Genomic DNA, 20,382 nt, shown 5'->3' on the forward strand with positions numbered 1-20,382 from the left:
TGACATTGTCGCAGTTGGCGATTTATTTTGAAGGGCGGCTGAATAATGTGATGACGCTGTAGAATTTTTAACGTGACACAGAATTCTGAACGCTCTCTATTTATTTGCCGTTGCGGGCTACGTCATTTACCGCTACCTTAGTCACACTCTATTTACATCCTGAGGCGGAGCTTCGCCCCTTTGAAATACCTTGCTTCCTTTCGAACTACGCTGAAAGTCTCGCGCTACTTATTCAGAGCGTTAGCGTTACTCATTTGGCTCTTAATCGCCTTTGTTTCGGTGTTTTACATCGTCAATGCCCTGCACCAGCGGGAGTCTGAAATTCGTCAGGAGTTCAACCTTAGCTCCGATCAGGCGCAGCGTTTTATCCAGCGCACGTCGGACGTGATGAAAGAGCTCAAATATATCGCCGAGAACCGTTTAACGGCGGAAAACGGCGTCATGTCGTCGCGTGCGCGTGATGACAAAATGGTGGTGCCGGACTTTGAACCGCTATTTGCCGACTCAGACTGTGCGGCGATGGGCTCCGCCTGGCGTGGATCGCTGGAGTCGCTGGCCTGGTTTATGCGTTACTGGCGCGACAACTTTTCAGCGGCGTATGATCTTAACCGCGTTTTCCTGATTGGCAGCGATAACCTCTGTATGGCGAATTTCGGCCTGCGTGAAATGCCCGTGGAGCGCGATGATGCGTTAAAAGCGTTACATGAGCGGATTATGAAATACCGCAACGCGCCGCAGGAAGAAAGTGGGAATAACCTTTTCTGGATAAGCCAGGGCGCGCGTCAGGGCGTGGGCTACTTTTATGCGCTGACGCCGGTGTATCTGGCTAACCGTCTGCAGGCGCTGCTGGGCGTCGAGCAGTCCATCCGCATGGAAAATTTTTTCACGCCCGGCAGTTTGCCGATGGGCGTCACTATTATTGATGAGAACGGCCATTCGCTGATTTCGTTGACCGGTCCTGACGGCATTATTAAAGCGGAGCCGCGCTGGATGCAGGAGCGTTCTTGGTTTGGTTATACGCCAGGTTTTCGCGAACTGGTACTCAAAAAAAGCCTGCCGCCATCCTCGCTCAGTATTGTCTATTCTGTGCCTGTAGATTTAGTCCTGGAGCGTATTCGTATTCTTATCCTGAACGCTATCCTGCTGAACGTGCTGGTGGGCGCAGGGCTGTTTACGCTTGCGCGGATGTATGAGCGGCGAATTTTTATTCCGGCGGAGAGCGATGCTCAGCGTCTGGAAGAGCATGAACAGTTCAACCGTAAAATCGTCGCCTCCGCGCCGGTGGGGATCTGTATTCTGCGCACTATTGATGGTGTCAATATTCTGAGTAACGAACTGGCGCACACCTACCTGAACATGCTCACGCATGAAGACAGACAGCGCCTGACGCAAATTATTTGCGGCCAGCAGGTCAACTTCGTTGATGTATTGACCAGTAATAATACCAATTTGCAAATTAGCTTCGTCCATTCCCGCTATCGCAATGAAAACGTTGCGATTTGCGTGTTGGTAGATGTGAGTACGCGCGTCAAAATGGAAGAGTCGCTGCAGGAGATGGCGCAGGCGGCGGAACAGGCAAGCCAGTCTAAATCCATGTTCCTTGCGACGGTCAGCCATGAATTGCGCACACCGCTGTACGGTATCATTGGCAATCTCGATCTGCTGCAAACCAAAGAGCTGCCAAAAGGCGTGGATCGTCTGGTCACGGCGATGAATAACTCCTCCAGTCTGTTGCTGAAAATTATCAGCGACATTCTCGACTTCTCGAAAATTGAGTCGGAACAGCTAAAGATTGAGCCGCGCGAATTTTCACCGCGAGAGGTGATGAACCATATCACCGCCAATTATCTGCCGCTGGTGGTGCGTAAGCAGCTCGGCCTGTATTGTTTTATTGAGCCTGACGTGCCGGTATCGCTGAACGGCGACCCGATGCGTTTACAGCAGGTCATTTCAAACCTGTTGAGCAACGCCATTAAGTTTACCGATATTGGCTGCATCGTGCTGCATGTGCGCTGTGATGGGGATTATCTCAGCATTCGCGTGCGGGATACCGGCGTCGGTATTCCGGCAAAAGAGGTGGTTCGCCTGTTCGATCCCTTCTTCCAGGTGGGAACCGGCGTACAGCGTAACTTTCAGGGGACCGGTCTGGGGCTGGCGATTTGCGAAAAATTGATCAGCATGATGGACGGCGATATTTCCGTCGATTCGGAGCCGGGCATGGGAAGCCAGTTTACGCTGCGCATCCCGCTTTATGGCGCGCAATACCCTGTGAAAAAGAGCGTGGAAGGACTCGCCGGAACCTGCTGTTGGCTGGCGGTGCGCAATACTTCTTTGTGCCAGTTTATTGAGACCAGTCTCGCGCGTAGCGGCGTTCATACGCAGCGTTATGAAGGGCAAGAACCCGCCGCAGACGATATTTTGATTGTCGATGACGCGCTGGAGCATACCTGGCAGGGGAGGGCGGCGGTCGTCTTTTGCCGCCGTCATATCGGGATTCCATTGGAAAGAGCGCCTGGCGAGTGGGTGCATAGTGTGGCGTCGGTGCATGAGTTGCCCGCGCTGTTGGCGCGTATCTATAGTATTGAGCTGGATAGTGAAGCGCTTTCCAGCGCATTGCCGACGACGGATAAAACCGCAGATTCAAATGACGACATGATGATTCTGGTCGTTGACGATCATCCGATCAATCGCCGCTTGCTGGCCGATCAACTGGGATCTCTGGGATATCAGTGTAAGACAGCCAATGATGGCGTGGACGCTCTGAATGTGCTGAGTAAAAATGCTATCGATATTGTTCTGAGCGATGTGAACATGCCGAACATGGACGGCTATCGCCTGACGCAGCGTATCCGTCAGCTTGGGCTGACGCTGCCTGTCGTCGGCGTGACGGCGAACGCGCTGGCGGAAGAGAAACAACGTTGCCTGGAGTCCGGTATGGACAGCTGTTTGTCGAAGCCTGTGACGCTGGATGTGTTGAAACAGACGCTGGCGGTGTATGCCGAGCGGGTACGTAAAACGCGGGCATAAAAAATGCCGGATGGCGGCGTCGCCTGTCCGGCCTGCAAAAGATGAGTCGACTGGTAGGCCTGATAAGCGTAGCGCCATCAGGCTGGGTAACATAAAAGCGATTTATTCTTTGTCTGTCGGACTCAGGGTGACGGAAGAGAGATAGTTGAGCAGCGCGATATCATTCTCTACGCCCAGTTTCATCATCGCCGATTTCTTCTGGCTGCTGATGGTCTTAATGCTGCGGTTGAGCTTCTTGGCGATTTCGGTGACCAGGAAGCCCTCGGCGAACAGGCGTAATACTTCGCTCTCTTTTGGCGACAGGCGCTTGTCGCCGTAACCGCCTGCGCTGATTTTCTCCAGCAGACGAGAAACGCTTTCCGGGGTGAATTTTTTGCCTTTTTGCAGCGCGGCCAGCGCCTTAGGCAGATCGGTTGGCGCACCCTGCTTGAGTACGATCCCTTCAATATCAAGATCCAACACGGCGCTCAGGATCGCCGGATTGTTGTTCATGGTCAGAACGATAATAGACAGGCTCGGAAAATGACGCTTGATGTACTTGATCAAGGTGATCCCATCGCCGTATTTATCTCCCGGCATGGAGAGGTCAGTGATCAACACATGCGCATCTAATTTCGGCAGGTTGTTGATCAATGCTGTGGAATCTTCAAATTCGCCGACAACATTCACCCACTCGATTTGTTCAAGTGATTTGCGAATACCGAACAGTACAATCGGGTGGTCATCGGCAATAATTACGTTCATATTGTTCATGTATTGGGCTACCTTGCTACAGCAAGCTTTTGACGTAGGCGTCAATGTCGCTGATATATTTTTCTATACCTGGAGCATCTTTCTCACGAATCAGATGTTCCAGCGTTTCACATAACTGCTTGCCGGGTACCAGATTAAGCATGGCAAACACCCCTTTCAGGCGGTGGGCCGTTTGGGCCAGCGCAGCGAAATCGCTGGTTGCCGCCTCAGTATACAACCTCTTAACATCATCCGGTACTGTGTCTACAAATAGCGCATAATAGCCGCTGGCATGAAGCTCGGCATTTTCATCTCCGCCGAGCGGGGAGGCGGGAATCTCTTCCTGCGCCAGCTGCTCTTCGATAAGTTGTAGTACAGCTTCCTGCATAGCATTGCTCATATTAAAGTTGACGCGCAACTGACCCGGGCCAATTTTCCGCACGCCTGACTCATCATCGCTTAAAAGCAAGCCCGAGGCAGTAAGATTAGACGGATTATCCGTTAAAAAGAGATCATATTCTTGACTTATCTGCCTTTCATCCGGCGTGATGCAGGTGGCGCCCCAGTTTTCTAACTGACGCAGCACAATCGCGCGAACCTCGTTGGACGTCACATCGACCATCACGCTCACGTCGTCCAGCAGGCGCTCTTCGACCTGAGTATGCTGATCGTGAGGAAGCATTTTGACATGAACGGTATAGCGCGTGCCCAGCGTTTCTCGCGCTTTAATGTTGAGATGACCGCCCAGTTTGCGCGCCAGTTGATTGCACAGCCAGAAGGTGAGCGGATTCGCTTTGCCGTAACGATCGCCCTGCGTTTCATTCATATACGGGAAATGCAGATTATCAATCTCGTTTAACGTTACACCTTCGCCCGTATCCAGAATACGGAAAGTCAGACGCTCCGCGATAGATTCATCCTGCTCGACTTCAAGCGTAATTTTACCCATAGCAGTCGTTGTGACGGCATACTGAATCAACAGCAGCAAAATCCGGCGCAGGGCGTCGCGATCGCCCCAGCGTTCATCGTTGCCGCTAAGATGGTTATTAATCAGCAGTTGCAGCCCTTTACGCTTAATGGCGGGCAGCACTTCCGGCACGACTTCGTCAATAAGATCCTGAAGGGAGAACAGCGTTGCTTCGCTTTTCCATGCGTCATTTTCCAGCATATTCGCCAGTTGGATTTCATCGATCATACGTACCAATACATCCGCCTGATCCGCCAGTTTCAGGCTTTCCGGCGTGGTGGCTGCCGCGGCGTTAACCGCCAGTTGGCGTACGGGCTCTTTAAGCGTGTTGCTGATATTTTGCATAAAGGCGGCGCGGCCCTGCTGATTCTTCTCATACAAACGCTGCGCCTGTTTAAGCTTCTTATTCACCAGCACTTCCCGGTCCTGATCGCGAATAATAAAGATCTGCGTGCGGGGAGCGATCTGGCTGCGAAACAGACGGATCTCATACAGTTCGTTATTAATTGTCGCCTGAATCACGCCCTGATGCTGTTCCGCCATGCTGGTAATATTTTGCAGGTTAAGATGCGGCAACAGATGATCGGCGATTTTATTGCTGATCACGGTGCGGTTGCCTTCCTGATCGTAGACCAGCAGACCCAGCGGCAGCAGAGAAACGATCTCTTCATTAATGGCGCGTAAGACGCGAAGCTCATTATTCGCCGCGTTGCCGGATGTCGATTCCGTCGTCCGTCCCGGCTGATGACGGAACGTGGCGTAGCCAAATAACGCCAACGCCAGCAGCCCGATGTTCAGCAGTAAAGGCAGCAAAATATTTTGCAACGTATCAAGCAAAAGCGTACCGAACGGTACCTGCCAGATCAGGCGCATTCCGGTAGAGTTAAGCGCTGAGGAGATCTCAATTTTTGAACCGTTAAAGCTAATCGTGACGCTATCAGGCGCTTCCTTTTCACTGCTTCGCCCCGTCGCCTGGGTTGCGTCAGGCTCTATCCGAAAACTGTCCAGCGGCATTCCCGGCGGGATTAAATCATTAATGGGCAGATCAAACGCCACCACGGTTGCCAGATGTCCTGGCTGATTGAAGGTCGTGCGCAGCGTAAAATAGTGACCGTTTTGCCAGGCCAGTTTTCGCAATGAGGAGAAACTTTCGCGCTCATCCAGCGCATTCGCCTGCTGCAACATCTCTGCCCGGCGGGAATCGACGATATTGCCAATAGTGGACTCTTTAAAGCCGGAAGAGAGATCTTTCAACGGTAGGGTAGAGATAAGAATCAGGCTGTTATCCTGTCCGTTGAGGTAATACATTGACCACGGCACGTTTTCCGCGCCCCACAGCGTATCCAGATAGGTTGACATACGCTGCGTCATTTCCAGCGTGGCGCTGTCATGGGAACCGAAAATCAGCGCTTCAGTTTTACGTCGCGGCTTTTCAAGATAATACACATCCTGCTTCAGACGCGTTTCCTGAAGTCCTTCACCTGTCGATGGCGTAGTGGTCGCGGCGATGTTGTCATAAATTTGCCAGGTAACATACCGCCAGGTATCCACGCGTTTATGAATAGCGTGGGTGATATCGACAATTTGATAGCTTTTGTCTTTCAACCAGGCGTTGACGGCGCTCTGTACCATAACGCCCATCGTTACCAGCAGCACAATGATCAGCAATAAGAAGAAACGGGTAATGCTTCCCGGTAGAAGGGAGAATCGGGTAGAGACCGTTGTGTCAGACTGACTCATTTATGTTTACGACCTGTAAAAGCAACGCTGAAGGTGAAGGGCAGTATAAAGGGTAATGAATGAATTTCCAGACTCTTACGTCATGCCGGGCAACTTAACACGCGCTCCGTCGGCGGGACGGGAAAAGCGTACAACCTTCGCAGAACGGTACAAATATAAAGACTACTTATAAATGTTTAGCACTAAATATCAAGAAATTATTTGCTAATGTCTTACGAACGGTCGAGCAGGGGAGGGTAGTGAATAACCGTGATAGTTTTAGGCAGGTAGCATAAATCAGCCGGGTGTGTCTGAAAAAGGGTAAAAAAAACCGAATGCGAAGCATCCGGTTGAAATAGGGGTAAATAGACATTCAGAAGTGAATGACGGTAATAAATAAAGTTAATGATGATAGCGGTCACTATTTTAGTTGCGAATGAAGATTCTGTTTTATCATTCAGTGCTATGAATTTCATCAATTTAACCCGTTGATTTTAAAAGTTTCGTGAATATATTTTGTCTATTTGTGCTTATTTTTACTTGATTTTTGCTTTAAAAAAGTTCCGTAAAATTAATATTTTGAAACATCTATGTAGATAACTGTAACATCTTAAAAGTTTTAGTATCATATTCGTGTTGGATTATTCTGTATTTTTGCGGAGAATGGACTTGCCGACTGGTTAATGAGGGTTAACCAGTAAGCAGTGGCATAAAAAAGCAATAAAGGCATATAACAGAGGGTTAATAACATGAAAGTTAAAGTACTGTCCCTCCTGGTACCAGCTCTGCTGGTGGCGGGCGCAGCGAATGCGGCTGAAATTTATAATAAAGACGGCAACAAATTAGACCTGTTTGGTAAAGTTGATGGCCTGCACTACTTCTCTGACGACAAAGGCAGCGACGGCGACCAGACCTACATGCGTATCGGCTTCAAAGGCGAAACGCAGGTTAACGATCAGCTGACCGGTTATGGCCAGTGGGAATATCAGATTCAGGGCAACCAGACTGAAGGCAGCAACGACTCCTGGACGCGTGTGGCGTTTGCGGGTCTGAAATTCGCTGACGCAGGCTCCTTCGATTATGGTCGTAACTACGGCGTAACCTATGACGTGACCTCCTGGACCGACGTTCTGCCGGAGTTCGGCGGCGACACCTACGGCGCTGACAACTTTATGCAGCAGCGTGGTAACGGCTATGCTACCTACCGTAACACCGACTTCTTCGGCCTGGTGGATGGTCTGGACTTCGCGTTGCAGTATCAGGGCAAAAACGGCAGCGTGAGCGGTGAAAACACCAACGGTCGCAGCCTGCTGAACCAGAACGGCGACGGTTACGGCGGATCGCTGACTTATGCAATCGGCGAAGGCTTCTCTGTCGGTGGCGCTATCACCACGTCTAAACGTACTGCCGATCAGAACAATACCGCTAACGCTCGCCTGTATGGTAACGGCGATCGCGCCACGGTTTACACCGGCGGCCTGAAATACGATGCGAACAACATCTATCTGGCAGCGCAGTATTCTCAGACCTATAACGCAACCCGTTTTGGTACCTCTAACGGTAGCAACCCGTCCACCTCTTACGGTTTTGCCAACAAAGCGCAGAACTTTGAAGTGGTTGCTCAGTACCAGTTCGACTTTGGTCTGCGTCCGTCTGTGGCTTACCTGCAGTCTAAAGGTAAGGACATCAGCAACGGCTACGGCGCCAGCTATGGCGACCAGGACATCGTAAAATACGTTGATGTCGGCGCGACTTACTACTTCAACAAAAACATGTCCACCTATGTTGATTACAAAATCAACCTGCTGGATAAAAACGACTTTACCCGCGATGCGGGCATCAACACCGACGACATCGTAGCGCTGGGTCTGGTTTACCAGTTCTAATCAGCAAAAGATGTTGCTAAAGGGCCTGCGGGCCCTTTTTTCATGCCTTATTCCGGCGTACAAATACGACGTTTTGATATACGCTTGCGTCCATTCGAATGAGGATAAACAGCGATGAAAATGACTTTTTGCCGGGCCGTGTGTCTGGCGGCGGCTTTTTTACTTATGGGCTGCGATGAGGCTCCCGAAACGACAGCAGCGTCACCTGCCGCTCAGGTGCTGGAAGGTAAAACGATGGGGACCCTCTGGCGGGTGAGCGTGGTTGGTATCGATGCGAAACGCGCCGCAGAGTTACAGACTAAAATCCAGACTCAGCTTGATGCTGATGATTGGTTGCTTTCTACCTATAAAAATAACTCCGCGTTGATGCGTTTTAACCATTCACGCAGCCTTGCGCCCTGGCCGGTCAGCGAAGCCATGGCGGATATCGTGACCTCGGCGCTGCGTATTGGCGCGAAGACGGATGGCGCGATGGATATCACCGTGGGCCCGCTGGTCAATCTGTGGGGGTTTGGGCCGGATCGGCAGCCGCTGCATATCCCAACACCAGCACAAATCGATGCGGCAAAAGCGAAAACAGGCCTGCAACATTTGCAGGTTATCGACAGGGCTGGACATCAGTTTTTGCAAAAAGATCTGCCGGATCTTTATGTTGATCTCTCCACGGTCGGGGAGGGCTATGCGGCGGATCACCTGGCGCGTCTGATGGAGCAGGAGGGCATTGCGCGTTATCTGGTCTCGGTGGGCGGCGCATTAAGCAGTCGCGGGATGAATGCGCAGGGGCTGCCGTGGCGCGTCGCGATTCAGAAGCCGACCGACCGGGAAAACGCGGTGCAGGCGATTGTGGATATCAACGGGCATGGCATCAGCACCTCCGGCAGCTACCGTAACTATTATGAGCTGGATGGCAAGCGTATCTCGCACGTTATCGATCCGCAAACGGGGCGCCCCATTGAACACAACCTGGTATCGGTTACGGTCATCGCGCCAACGGCGCTGGAAGCGGACGGCTGGGACACCGGCCTGATGGTGCTTGGTACGCAAAAGGCGCAAGAGGTCGTGCGGCGGGAAGGGCTGGCGGTCTTTATGATCATGAAAGAAGGTGAAGGCTTTAAAACCTGGATGTCGCCGCAGTTCAAAACGTTCCTGGTGAGCGATAAGAATTAAAACGCAAGATTACGGGTTTTTGTGGGCGGATTTACGGACACACTGCATGTAAGCAAGCACTATGCTTAATGAAGGAGTCTATGATGAAAAAAGCGTTACTTACCGATGATGAATGCTGGCTGCGGGTGCAGGCGCGCGATGCCAGCGTGGATGGGCGTTTCGTTTTTGCGGTGCGAACCACCGGCGTTTTTTGCCGCCCTTCTTGTCGCTCGAAGCGGGCGTTACGTAAAAATGTTCGCTTTTTTGCCAACGCGCAGCAGGCGCTGGACGCCGGTTTTCGCCCCTGCAAGCGCTGTCAGCCGGATAATGCGCGCGCGCAGCAACGGCGGTTGGATAAGATTGCCTGCGCCTGCCGTTTGCTTGAGCAGGAGACGCCGGTAACGCTGGCGTCTCTGGCGCAGGCGGTGGCGATGAGTCCGTTTCATCTGCACCGTTTGTTTAAAGCGAGCACGGGAATGACGCCGAAAGGGTGGCAGCAGGCGTGGCGCGCCCGGCGGCTGCGTGAGGCGTTGGCGAAAGGAGAGCCGATCACGGCGGCTATTTATCGCGCCGGCTTCCCGGATAGCAGTAGCTACTACCGTCATGCCGACCAGACGCTGGGCATGACGGCAAAACAGTTTCGCAAAGGCGGCGATAATGTCTCCGTTCGCTATGCGCTGACGGACTGGGTTTACGGACGGTGCCTGGTGGCGGAGAGCGAGCGGGGGATTTGCGCGATTCTCCCCGGTGATAGCGACGACGCGCTACTGGCTGAATTACACACCCTGTTCCCGGCGGCCCGCCACGAACCTGCTGACGCGCTTTTTCAGCAACGGGTGCGGCAGGTTGTCGCGGCTATCAACACACGCGATGTGCTGCTCTCGTTGCCGCTGGATATTCAGGGAACCGCGTTTCAACAGCAGGTCTGGCAGGCGTTATGCGCAATTCCCTGCGGCGAAACCGTAAGCTATCAACAGCTTGCCGCGACTATCGGCAAACCCACGGCGGTACGCGCGGTCGCCAGCGCGTGCGGCGCGAATAAACTGGCGATGGTGATCCCGTGTCATCGGGTCGTGCGTCGCGATGGCGCGCTCTCCGGTTATCGTTGGGGCGTGCGTCGAAAAGCGCAGCTATTAAAGCGAGAAGCGCAAAAAGAGGAGTAGCAATGCTGGATCTATTTGCTGATGAAGCGCCCTGGCAAGAGCCCCTGGCGCCTGGCGCGGTGGTGTTGCGCCGCTTTGCGTTTCGCGCGGCGCAGTCGCTATTAGACGATATCGGGTTTGTCGCCAGTCAGTCTCCGTTTCGTCAGATGGTGACGCCGGGCGGCTACACCATGTCGGTGGCGATGACCAACTGCGGCGCGTTAGGGTGGACTACCGATCGTCACGGTTATTGTTATGCCGTGCGCGATCCGTTGACCGATAAACCCTGGCCTGCGCTGCCGTTATCGTTTGCCAGCGTATGTCGTCAGGCGGCAATCGCGGCAGGGTATGCGAGCTTCCAACCGGACGCCTGCCTGATCAATCGCTACGCGCCCGGCGCAAAACTGTCGCTGCATCAGGATAAAGACGAGCCGGATCTGCGCGCGCCTATCGTCTCAGTTTCGTTGGGGGTGCCGGCGGTTTTTCAGTTTGGCGGCCTGCGTCGCAGCGATCCGCTCCAGCGGATCTTACTGGAGCATGGCGATATCGTGGTCTGGGGCGGCGAGTCCCGGCTGTTTTATCATGGTATCCAGCCGCTTAAAGCGGGCTTTCATCCCATGACCGGTGAATTTCGTTACAATCTCACCTTCCGTCAGGCGGCTGAAAAAGAATAAAAATAAGAATTATTATTGCTGTGCAGGTGGAGTTAGTTAAACTGCGGGCTGTTATTATCGGTCCGGGTTGTATGCATGGAACTTCTTATTCTTGTCTGGCGGCAGTACCGCTGGCCATTTATTAGCGTGATGGCGCTGAGCCTCGCCAGCGCGGCGCTGGGGATTGGTCTGATCGCGTTTATCAATCAGCGCCTGATTGAAACGGTGGACACCACCGTCATGGTGCTGCCGGAATTTCTCGGTCTGCTCCTGTTGCTAATGGTCGTCACATTAGGTTCCCAACTGGCGCTCACCACTCTGGGACACCATTTCATTTACCGCCTGCGCAGCGAATTTATCAAGCGCATTCTGGATACACACGTTGAACGCATTGAGCAACTGGGCAGCGCCTCTTTACTGGCCGGTCTGACCAGCGATATTCGCAATATTACTATCGCCTTTGTGCGTCTGCCTGAGCTGGTGCAGGGCATTATCCTCACCGTCGGCTCGGCGGCGTATCTGGCGATGCTATCGACAAAAATGCTGCTGGTTACGGCTATCTGGATGGCGGTCACTATCTGGGGCGGATTTGTGCTGGTGGCGCGGGTTTACCAGCATATGGCGACCTTGCGCGAGACCGAAGATAAGCTGTACAACGACTATCAGACGGTGCTGGAAGGACGCAAAGAGCTGACGCTAAACCGCGAGCGTGCGGAGCAGATTTTTCAGCAATGCTATATCCCGGACGCCAAAGAGTACCGTCATCACATTATCCGTGCCGATACTTTTCATCTGAGCGCCGTCAACTGGTCGAATATCATGATGCTGGGGGCGATAGGCCTGGTCTTCTGGATGGCGAATAGTCTCGGCTGGGCGGATACTAACGTCGCGGCGACCTATTCACTGACGTTGCTGTTCCTGCGCACGCCGCTGCTGTCTGCAGTGGGGGCGTTGCCAACGCTACTGACCGCCCAGGTGGCGTTTAATAAACTGAATAAATTCGCGCTCGCCCCGTATAAGCCTGATTTTCCACAGCCGAAAGCCTTTCCCGACTGGAAGACGCTGGAGCTGCGCAACGTGGTTTTCCACTATCAGGATAACGCGTTTTCCGTGGGGCCCATCAACCTGACGATTCACCGCGGCGAACTGCTGTTTTTAATTGGCGGCAACGGTAGCGGGAAATCGACGCTGGCCATGTTATTGACCGGTTTATACCAGCCGCAATCGGGAACGATTTTACTTGATGGTCAACCTATTGCCGCCGGACAGCCGGAAGATTATCGCAAACTGTTTTCTGCGGTGTTCACCGATGTGTGGTTATTCGACCGCCTGCTGGGGCCGCAGGGGAAACCCGCCAATCCCGCGCTGGTCGAAAAGTGGCTTGAGCACCTGAAAATGACGCACAAGCTGGAGCTAAACGACGGGCGCATTTTGAATCTTAAACTGTCGAAAGGGCAAAAAAAGCGCATTGCGCTGCTGCTGGCGCTGGCGGAAGAGCGCGATATTATTTTGCTGGATGAGTGGGCCGCCGATCAGGACCCGCATTTCCGCCGGGAATTTTATCAGGTACTGTTGCCGTTAATGCAGGAAATGGGCAAAACCATTTTCGCCATCAGCCATGATGATCACTATTTTATTCACGCCGATCGTCTGCTTGAAATGCGTAACGGGCAGTTAACCGAACTCACCGGCGACGAACGTGACGCCGCTTCGCGTGATGCGGTTGCGCGTACTGCGTAATGGATTATGGCGCCGGATAAACCGCCTGATGGCAGCCCTACGTCCGCACGCGGGTAGGCCTGATAAGATGCCACGCGTCGCCACCAGGCATCGGGCGGGCGGGTTTCCAGACGTGTTTTAAAAAGAACCCCGGAGCGCTGCGTGAGTCGGCGTGTTCAGATGCCCGGTAAGTGTGACCGGGCAGCGTAACATTATCGCGTGACGGCGTTCTGTACGTTAGCGTCCGCTTTCCAGATACGGTATTTCACGTCCACATTCGCCGGGGTATACACCACGATCGGCAGCTTGCTGTTGTAGCGCAGCATCCCGTCTTCACCCAGCCAGGCGGTGACGAATTTTTGCTCTTTCTTACCTTCAGGGCAGGCCATCATGGTTGATACCGGAGAGGTGACCTTATCAAAGACATAATAGTCATAGCCCCAGCCTTCCAGCGTTTTTGTTTCCAGCGTGCCGCCGAGGCGATGCTGGTTACAATCCACATTCAGCGTTTGACCAATCAACAGTTCCACTTTGAGGGTAGATTCATCCTGCTGAGGGGTAAGGGTTATCACTTGCCGCTTCATTCCTTTTTCCGCCTGCGGATAGGGGGCGATTTTTTCCAGCGGCTGGGCGGTATCGCTATTGTTAGCCCAGGCAGAGGCGCTGGCGAGGGCGGCGAAGACGACGGCAGGGACAAACATCTTCATTTGATTGTTCACAGTATTTCCTTTCTGCTGTTTTCGGTATGCACGGGCAACAGATTAACACATTCATATTATCTATTAATCTGTATTTACTCATATTTTCAAGATTATTAATAAAATAGCGTATTTTTATATAGTGGAATATTCTGATATTGATAATGCAAATGAAATTATCAGCTATTAGTGGTTTTCGTTATATAAATATCTATATAACTCATTGAAATGTGAGAAAAAGCACGTTTACGGGTCTTTACCCGGCACTCTTTTGATCCGGCAACAGCATTTACCTCTATCGGGGTATGCATCTCTTACACATCCTGAAATATCTTATTTACAAAAACAACTACTCATAAATTGTACGGTTTTTATTGGCATTCACTCCCTATGGAAGCGTGTCGTTATGGAAGGGCGATATCATGGTTGATTTATCCCGTCGAAGCATGTTGACCGGCAGTTGGCGCAACGCCAGCAATGGGATTCTTCCGCCGTGGGCCAGAGAAACAACCTATTTTCTCGCACATTGTCTGCGTTGCGACGCCTGCATCCAGGCGTGTGAGGCCGACATCCTGCAGCGAGGGGCGGGGGGATATCCGAGCGTAGATTTCAAACGGGGCGAGTGCAGCTTTTGTTATGCCTGTGCGCAGGCCTGTACTGAATCGCTTTTTCTTCCGCGCCACACCAGGGCCTGGGATCTGATTTTTACGCTCACGGAAAACTGCCTCGCCAGGCAATCGGTTGAATGCCATCGCTGCCAGGACAGTTGTGAACCTATGGCCATTACCTTTCGTCCCACGCTATCCGGCATTTACCAGCCGCAGCTTGACTCGCAGGCCTGTAACGGATGCGGGGCGTGTGTGGCTATCTGTCCCGTGTCAGCCATCAAAGCGGAGAACCACCATGCGCACTAACTGGCAGGTCTGTAGCCTGGTCGTGCAGGCCAAAAGTCAGAACATCGCCGCCATTGGCACACAGTTGAACACGTTGCCGGGTTGCGAAGTCGCGTTAAGCGACGTTGAAAGCGGGCAACTGATCGTGGTGGCGGAAGCAGATCAGAGTGAAACGCTGATGCAAACAATTGAGTCAGTACGCAATGTCGAGGGCGTACTGGCGGTGTCGCTGGTTTATCACCAGCAGGATGAGCAAGGTGAGGAAACACCATGAAACTCAGTCGTCGTAGCTTTATGAAAGCTAACGCCGTTGCGGCCGCTGCGGCGGCTGCCGGTCTGAGCGTGCCGGGCGTCGCCCGCGCCGTTGTCGGGCAGCAGGAAGCCATCAAATGGGATAAAGCGCCGTGCCGTTTTTGCGGAACGGGTTGCGGTGTGTTGGTGGGCACGCAGCAGGGCCGTGTGGTCGCCTGCCAGGGCGACCCCGACGCGCCGGTCAACCGTGGTCTGAACTGCATTAAAGGCTACTTCCTGCCCAAAATCATGTACGGTAAAGATCGTCTGACGCAGCCGATGCTGCGCATGAAAGACGGCAGCTATCACAAAGACGGCGAGTTTACGCCGGTGAGCTGGGAACAGGCCTTCGATGTGATGGAAGAGAAGTTTAAAACCTCCCTGAAAGAGAAAGGACCAGAAGCGATCGGCATGTTTGGGTCGGGTCAATGGACCATCTGGGAAGGCTATGCCGCCGCGAAACTGTTCAAGGCTGGTTTCCGCTCTAACAACATTGACCCGAACGCGCGTCACTGCATGGCCTCGGCGGTGGTGGGCTTTATGCGCACCTTTGGCATGGATGAACCGATGGGCTGCTACGACGATATTGAGCAGGCCGATGCGTTTGTGCTGTGGGGTTCCAACATGGCGGAGATGCACCCGATTTTATGGTCGCGCATCACTAACCGCCGTTTGTCCGACCCGAATGTGAAAGTCGCTGTCCTCTCCACCTTCCAGCACCGTAGCTTTGAACTGGCGGACAACGGTATTGTCTTTACCCCGCAAAGCGATCTGGTGATCCTTAACTATATCGCGAATTACATTATTCAGAACAACGCGGTAAATCAGGATTTCTTCACAAAGCATGTGAACCTGCGTAAAGGGGCGACGGATATCGGCTACGGCTTACGCCCGACGCACCCGCTGGAAAAAGCGGCGAAGAATCCGGGCTCCGACGCTTCCGAGCCGATGAGCTTCGACGAGTATAAAGCCTTCGTGGCGGAATATACGCTGGACAAGACCGCTGAAATGACCGGCGTGCCGAAAGATCAACTGGAACAGTTGGCACAGCTCTACGCCGATCCGAATAAGCGCGTGATCTCTTACTGGACGATGGGTTTTAACCAGCATACCCGCGGCGTGTGGGCGAATAACCTGGTTTACAACCTCCATCTGCTGACCGGAAAAATCTCCCAGCCTGGCTGCGGTCCTTTCTCGCTGACCGGCCAGCCTTCCGCCTGCGGTACGGCGCGTGAAGTGGGAACCTTCTCACACCGTCTGCCCGCAGACATGGTCGTGACGAACGAAAAACACCGTGATATCTGCGAAAAACACTGGCAGATCCCCGCTGGCACTATTCCGGCAAAAGTGGGTTTACATGCGGTGGCGCAGGATCGCGCGTTGAAAGACGGCAAGCTGAACGTCTACTGGGTAATGTGTAATAACAATATGCAGGCCGGGCCGAACATCAATGAAGATCGGATGCCGGGCTGGCGCGATCCGCGTAACTTTATCATTGTCTCCGATCCTTACCCGACGGTGAGCGCGCTGTCTGCGGATCTGATCCTGCCGACCGCCATGTGGGTTGAGAAAGAAGGCGCTTACGGCAACGCCGAACGCCGCACGCAGTTCTGGCGTCAGCAAATTAAAGCGCCGGGCGAAGCTAAATCCGACCTCTGGCAACTGGTGCAGTTCTCCCGTCGTTTTAAAACCGAGGAGGTCTGGCCGGAGGCGTTGCTGGCCCAGAAGCCGGAGCTGCGCGGTAAAACGCTGTATGACGTTCTGTTCGCCACGCCGGCGGTCAGCAAATTCCCGCTGAGCGAGCTGAAAGAGGATCAGTTAAACGATGAGTCTCGTGAGCTGGGCTTCTATCTGCAAAAAGGGCTGTTTGAAGAATACGCCTGGTTTGGACGTGGCCACGGTCACGATCTGGCGCCGTTCGACGATTACCACAACGCGCGCGGTCTGCGCTGGCCGGTCGTCGAAGGCAAAGAGACGCAATGGCGTTACAGCGAAGGCAACGACCCGTATGTAAAAGCGGGGGAAGGGTACAAATTCTACGGTAAACCGGATGGCAAAGCGGTGATCTTCGCGCTGCCATTTGAACCCGCGGCGGAGTCGCCGGACAACGAGTACAATCTGTGGCTTTCCACCGGTCGCGTGCTGGAACACTGGCATACCGGCAGTATGACGCGCCGCGTGCCTGAATTGCATCGCGCCTTCCCGGAAGCGGTGGTCTTTATTCACCCGCTGGATGCGAAAGCGCGCGATCTGCGTCGCGGGGATAAGGTTAAAGTGTCGTCCCGCCGCGGCGAAGTGATTTCGATTGTCGAAACGCGTGGACGTAACCGTCCGCCGCAGGGACTGGTGTATATGCCGTTCTTCGATGCCGCTCAGCTAGTGAACAACCTGACGCTGGATGCGACGGACCCGCTCTCTAAAGAGACGGACTTCAAGAAGTGCGCCGTTAAGCTGGCGAAGGTGTAACGCGTTATGTCCCGTACAGCGAAACCCCAAAATGGCCGCCGCCGCTTCCTGCGTGATGTTGTGCGCACTGCGGGCGGGCTGGCGGCAGTTGGCGTGGCGCTGGGCTTGCAACAGCAAACCGCGCGCGCAACGGGCGTGCGGCTGCGTCCGCCTGGCGCGCTGAATGAAAATGTCTTCGCCAGCGCCTGTGTGCGCTGCGGGCAGTGCGTTCAGGCGTGTCCATACGACACGCTAAAACTGGCGACGCTGGCCTCCGGGCTATCGGCAGGCACGCCCTATTTCGTCGCTCGCGACATCCCCTGCGAAATGTGTGAAGACATTCCGTGCGCCAAAGTCTGCCCCAGCGGGGCGCTGAATAAAGATATCGCCTCCATTGATGACTCGCGTATGGGGCTGGCGGTGCTGCTGGATCAGGAAAACTGCCTCAACTTTCAGGGGCTGCGCTGCGACGTTTGTTACCGCGAATGCCCGAAAATCGATGAGGCCATCACGCTGGAGCTGGATCGCAACATGCGCACCGGCAAACATGCGCGCTTTCTGCCCACCGTACACAGCGACGCCTGTACCGGCTGCGGCAAATGCGAAAAAGTCTGCGTACTGGAGCAACCAGCGATAAAAGTGTTGCCGTTGTCATTGGCGAAAGGGGAGTTAGGACACCATTACCGCTTCGGCTGGCTGGAGGGGAAAGATGGCAAATCGTAAACGCGACGCCGGGCGAGAAGCGCGGGCGAAAAAAGGCTGGTGGCGTAGCCACCGTTGGCTGGTGTTACGCCGTATCAGCCAGTTTATGGTGCTGGGGATGTTTCTCAGCAGCCCGTGGCTGGGCTTTTGGGTTTTGCATGGCAACTACAGCAGTAGTTTGCTGTTCGATACCCTCCCGTTGACCGATCCGCTGATTACCCTGGAAAGTCTCGCCAGTGGACATCTTCCCGCTACCGTGGCGCTGACGGGAGCAGTGATTATCGCTGTGCTGTATGCGCTGGCGGGAAAGCGATTATTTTGCAGTTGGGTTTGCCCGCTAAACCCCGTTACCGATTTGGCTAACTGGATGCGCAGGAAATTTGACCTGAACCAGTCTGCGACGATTCCACGCCATATACGGTACGTCCTTCTGGTGGTGGTGTTAATCGGTTCGGCATTGACCGGCACGTTGCTGTGGGAATGGATTAATCCCGTGTCGCTGTTAGGTCGTAGTCTGATTATGGGATTTAGTAGCGGCGCGTTGCTGATTATTGCTTTGTTTTTATTTGATTTATTAGTCGTTGAGCACGGTTGGTGCGGGCATATTTGCCCGATGGGCGCGCTGTATGGCGTGTTGGGCAGTAAAGGCGTAGTGACCGTGACGGCCAAAAAACGTGAGAAATGTAATCGCTGTATGGATTGTTTTCATGTTTGCCCGGAACCGCATGTGCTACGTGCGCCGGTGCTGGATGAGCAAAGCCCGGCGCAGGTCACTCACCGCGACTGCATGACCTGCGGTCGCTGCGTGGATGTCTGTTCTGAGGATGTTTTTACAATAACGATACACAATATCATTCGGGATGCATCGCGGCGGTAAGCGAGGAAATCCCCAGGAGCATAGATAACGATGTGACTGGGATTTTGGAGCGCAGCCAACAAAGAGGCAGCTCGAAGGATGAAGTGTAAATGCGATGGAGTTCGGGAGCGAAACAATGAAAAGCCATGACCTGATGAAAGCGCTGTGTCAATGGATGGCCACGCTTGCCCTGGTGGTAAGTGGTGCGGTTTGGGCGGCAAACGGAGTGGATCTGAGCCAGTCGCCGGAAGTATCCGGGACGCAGGAAGGGGCGATTCGTATGCCGAAAGAGCAGGAACGTATGCCGCTAAATTACGTCAACCAGCCGCCGATGATCCCGCACAGCGTCGAGGGCTACCAGGTGACGACCAATACCAACCGCTGTCTGCAATGCCACGGCGTGGAAAGTTATCGTACGACGGGCGCGCCGCGTATCAGTCCGACGCACTTTATGGACAGCGACGGTAAAGTGTCGGGCAACGTCGCGCCGCGTCGTTATTTCTGCCTGCAGTGCCACGTACCGCAGTCTGATACCGCGCCGATTATCGACAATACCTTTACCCCCTCGCAAGGTTACGGGAAATAAGAGGTCATTATGGAAAATTCTAACCGTAAACCTGGCTGGATAAAGCGCGTCTGGCGATGGTGGCGCAGCCCCAGCCGCCTGGCGTTGGGGACGCTGCTGTTAATCGGTTTTATCGGCGGCATCATCTTCTGGGGCGGCTTCAATACCGGAATGGAAAAGGCTAACACCGAAGAGTTTTGTATTAGCTGCCATGAAATGCGCAACACGGTGTATGAGGAGTATATGGAAACCGTCCACTACAACAACCGTAGCGGCGTTCGTGCCACCTGTCCTGACTGCCATGTGCCGCATGAGTGGGGGCCGAAGATGATCCGTAAGATCAAAGCCAGTAAAGAGCTGTACGCGAAGGTATTTGGGCTGATAGATACACCGCAGAAATTTGAAGCTCATCGCCTGACAATGGCACAAAATGAGTGGCGGCGCATGAAAGACAACAACTCGCAGGAATGCCGTAACTGCCACAATTTCGACTTTATGGATCTGACCGCGCAAAAAGGCGTCGCGGCGAAAATGCACGATCAGGCGGTAAAAGATGGACAGACCTGTATCGATTGCCACAAAGGGATCGCGCATAAACTGCCGGATATGCGTGATGTTAAACCAGGTTTCTGACAGGACGTTGATGAGTGGGAATGCTTGAAGCCAGAGAACTGTACTGCGAGCGGGACGAGAGGACGCTGTTTCGCGGGCTGTCGTTCTCCGTGGATGCAGGGGAGTGGGTGCAGGTCACCGGCGGCAACGGCGCGGGAAAAACCACCCTGCTGCGCCTGCTGACCGGGCTGGCGCGCCCGGACGGCGGCGAGGTGTACTGGCAGGGCGAACCCCTGCGCCGCGTGCGCGACAGCTTCCATCGCAGCCTGCTGTGGATAGGGCACCAGCCGGGGATTAAATCCCGCCTGACGGCGCGGGAGAACCTGCAC

At 53.8% G+C, this 20,382-nt stretch carries 17 protein-coding genes; 14 read left to right on the top strand and 3 right to left on the bottom strand.

Translation table 11 applies throughout. From position 1 onward, the window contains the following. The first annotated feature begins 180 nt into the window (after window positions 1-180). Window positions 181-3,027: a two-component system sensor histidine kinase RcsC gene (gene rcsC, locus ACLJR2_RS23195; RefSeq protein ID WP_000876075.1), complete on the top strand. Its 2,847-nt coding sequence runs from the start codon at window positions 181-183 to the stop codon at window positions 3,025-3,027. Between the two features lie 102 nt (window positions 3,028-3,129). On the opposite strand, the gene rcsB is transcribed toward rcsC, so the two are convergent. Both rcsB and rcsD read right to left on the bottom strand, forming a co-directional pair. Further along, on the bottom strand, window positions 3,130-3,780 hold the full coding sequence (gene rcsB, locus ACLJR2_RS23200) for a response regulator transcription factor RcsB (protein WP_001061919.1): 651 nt from the start codon (window positions 3,778-3,780) through the stop codon (window positions 3,130-3,132). A 16-nt stretch (window positions 3,781-3,796) separates the two neighbouring features. Further along, the gene (gene rcsD, locus ACLJR2_RS23205; protein WP_000083203.1) at window positions 3,797-6,466 is read right to left on the bottom strand and encodes a phosphotransferase RcsD; all 2,670 of its coding nucleotides are present in this window, start codon (window positions 6,464-6,466) and stop codon (window positions 3,797-3,799) included. Between the two features lie 728 nt (window positions 6,467-7,194). Between rcsD and ACLJR2_RS23210 the strand changes: the two genes are divergently transcribed. The 5 genes from ACLJR2_RS23210 (at window position 7,195) to ACLJR2_RS23230 (ending at window position 13,012) form a co-directional block, all read left to right on the top strand. Further along, window positions 7,195-8,331 carry a porin OmpC gene (locus ACLJR2_RS23210; RefSeq protein ID WP_000865526.1) on the top strand — a complete coding sequence of 379 codons (1,137 nt, stop codon included), beginning with the start codon at window positions 7,195-7,197 and terminating at the stop codon, window positions 8,329-8,331. Between the two features lie 114 nt (window positions 8,332-8,445). Next, on the top strand, window positions 8,446-9,498 hold the full coding sequence (apbE, locus tag ACLJR2_RS23215) for an FAD:protein FMN transferase ApbE (RefSeq protein ID WP_000784294.1): 1,053 nt from the start codon (window positions 8,446-8,448) through the stop codon (window positions 9,496-9,498). Between the two features lie 80 nt (window positions 9,499-9,578). Then, window positions 9,579-10,640, top strand: a complete 1,062-nt coding sequence (gene ada / locus ACLJR2_RS23220) for a bifunctional DNA-binding transcriptional regulator/O6-methylguanine-DNA methyltransferase Ada (RefSeq protein ID WP_000975984.1) — start codon at window positions 9,579-9,581, stop codon at window positions 10,638-10,640. Window positions 10,641-10,642: 2 nt separating this feature from the next. Further along, complete coding sequence (gene alkB / locus ACLJR2_RS23225; protein ID WP_000884991.1) at window positions 10,643-11,293, top strand: DNA oxidative demethylase AlkB; 651 nt, start codon at window positions 10,643-10,645, stop codon at window positions 11,291-11,293. Window positions 11,294-11,368: 75 nt separating this feature from the next. Further along, window positions 11,369-13,012 (top strand): multidrug ABC transporter permease/ATP-binding protein, encoded by a 1,644-nt coding sequence (locus ACLJR2_RS23230; protein WP_000421581.1) that lies wholly within the window; start codon window positions 11,369-11,371, stop codon window positions 13,010-13,012. 191 nt (window positions 13,013-13,203) lie between these two features. Here ACLJR2_RS23230 and eco read toward each other — a convergent pair whose 3' ends face one another. Next, complete coding sequence (gene eco, locus ACLJR2_RS23235) at window positions 13,204-13,698, bottom strand: serine protease inhibitor ecotin (protein WP_015633023.1); 495 nt, start codon at window positions 13,696-13,698, stop codon at window positions 13,204-13,206. A gap of 413 nt (window positions 13,699-14,111) precedes the next feature. Between eco and napF the strand changes: the two genes are divergently transcribed. The 8 genes from napF to ACLJR2_RS23275 all read left to right on the top strand — a co-directional run. Then, on the top strand, window positions 14,112-14,603 hold the full coding sequence (gene napF, locus ACLJR2_RS23240; protein WP_000228069.1) for a ferredoxin-type protein NapF: 492 nt from the start codon (window positions 14,112-14,114) through the stop codon (window positions 14,601-14,603). Next, complete coding sequence (gene napD / locus ACLJR2_RS23245; RefSeq protein WP_001260058.1) at window positions 14,593-14,856, top strand: chaperone NapD; 264 nt, start codon at window positions 14,593-14,595, stop codon at window positions 14,854-14,856. Before napF ends, napD begins: the two co-directional genes overlap by 11 nt. Next, window positions 14,853-17,339 carry a nitrate reductase catalytic subunit NapA gene (gene napA / locus ACLJR2_RS23250; RefSeq protein WP_000778098.1) on the top strand — a complete coding sequence of 829 codons (2,487 nt, stop codon included), beginning with the start codon at window positions 14,853-14,855 and terminating at the stop codon, window positions 17,337-17,339. The genes napD and napA overlap by 4 nt, the downstream gene beginning before the upstream one ends. A gap of 6 nt (window positions 17,340-17,345) precedes the next feature. Then, entirely contained in the window at window positions 17,346-18,041 is a 696-nt protein-coding gene (napG, locus tag ACLJR2_RS23255) for a ferredoxin-type protein NapG (RefSeq protein WP_000091679.1), read from the top strand. Then, window positions 18,028-18,897 carry a quinol dehydrogenase ferredoxin subunit NapH gene (gene napH, locus ACLJR2_RS23260; RefSeq protein ID WP_000013538.1) on the top strand — a complete coding sequence of 290 codons (870 nt, stop codon included), beginning with the start codon at window positions 18,028-18,030 and terminating at the stop codon, window positions 18,895-18,897. The genes napG and napH overlap by 14 nt, the downstream gene beginning before the upstream one ends. Before the next feature lie 115 nt (window positions 18,898-19,012). Continuing rightward, complete coding sequence (gene napB, locus ACLJR2_RS23265; RefSeq protein WP_000835182.1) at window positions 19,013-19,462, top strand: nitrate reductase cytochrome c-type subunit; 450 nt, start codon at window positions 19,013-19,015, stop codon at window positions 19,460-19,462. A 9-nt stretch (window positions 19,463-19,471) separates the two neighbouring features. Then, on the top strand, window positions 19,472-20,074 hold the full coding sequence (napC, locus tag ACLJR2_RS23270) for a cytochrome c-type protein NapC (protein ID WP_000431778.1): 603 nt from the start codon (window positions 19,472-19,474) through the stop codon (window positions 20,072-20,074). A gap of 20 nt (window positions 20,075-20,094) precedes the next feature. Beyond that, window positions 20,095-20,382: ATP-binding cassette domain-containing protein (locus ACLJR2_RS23275; protein WP_219828086.1), on the top strand; the 288-nt coding region annotated here is incomplete at its 3' end.

The sequence above is a fragment of the Salmonella sp. SAL03688 genome, from assembly GCF_046551895.1.
GTDB classification, from domain to species: Bacteria; Pseudomonadota; Gammaproteobacteria; order Enterobacterales; family Enterobacteriaceae; genus Salmonella; species Salmonella enterica.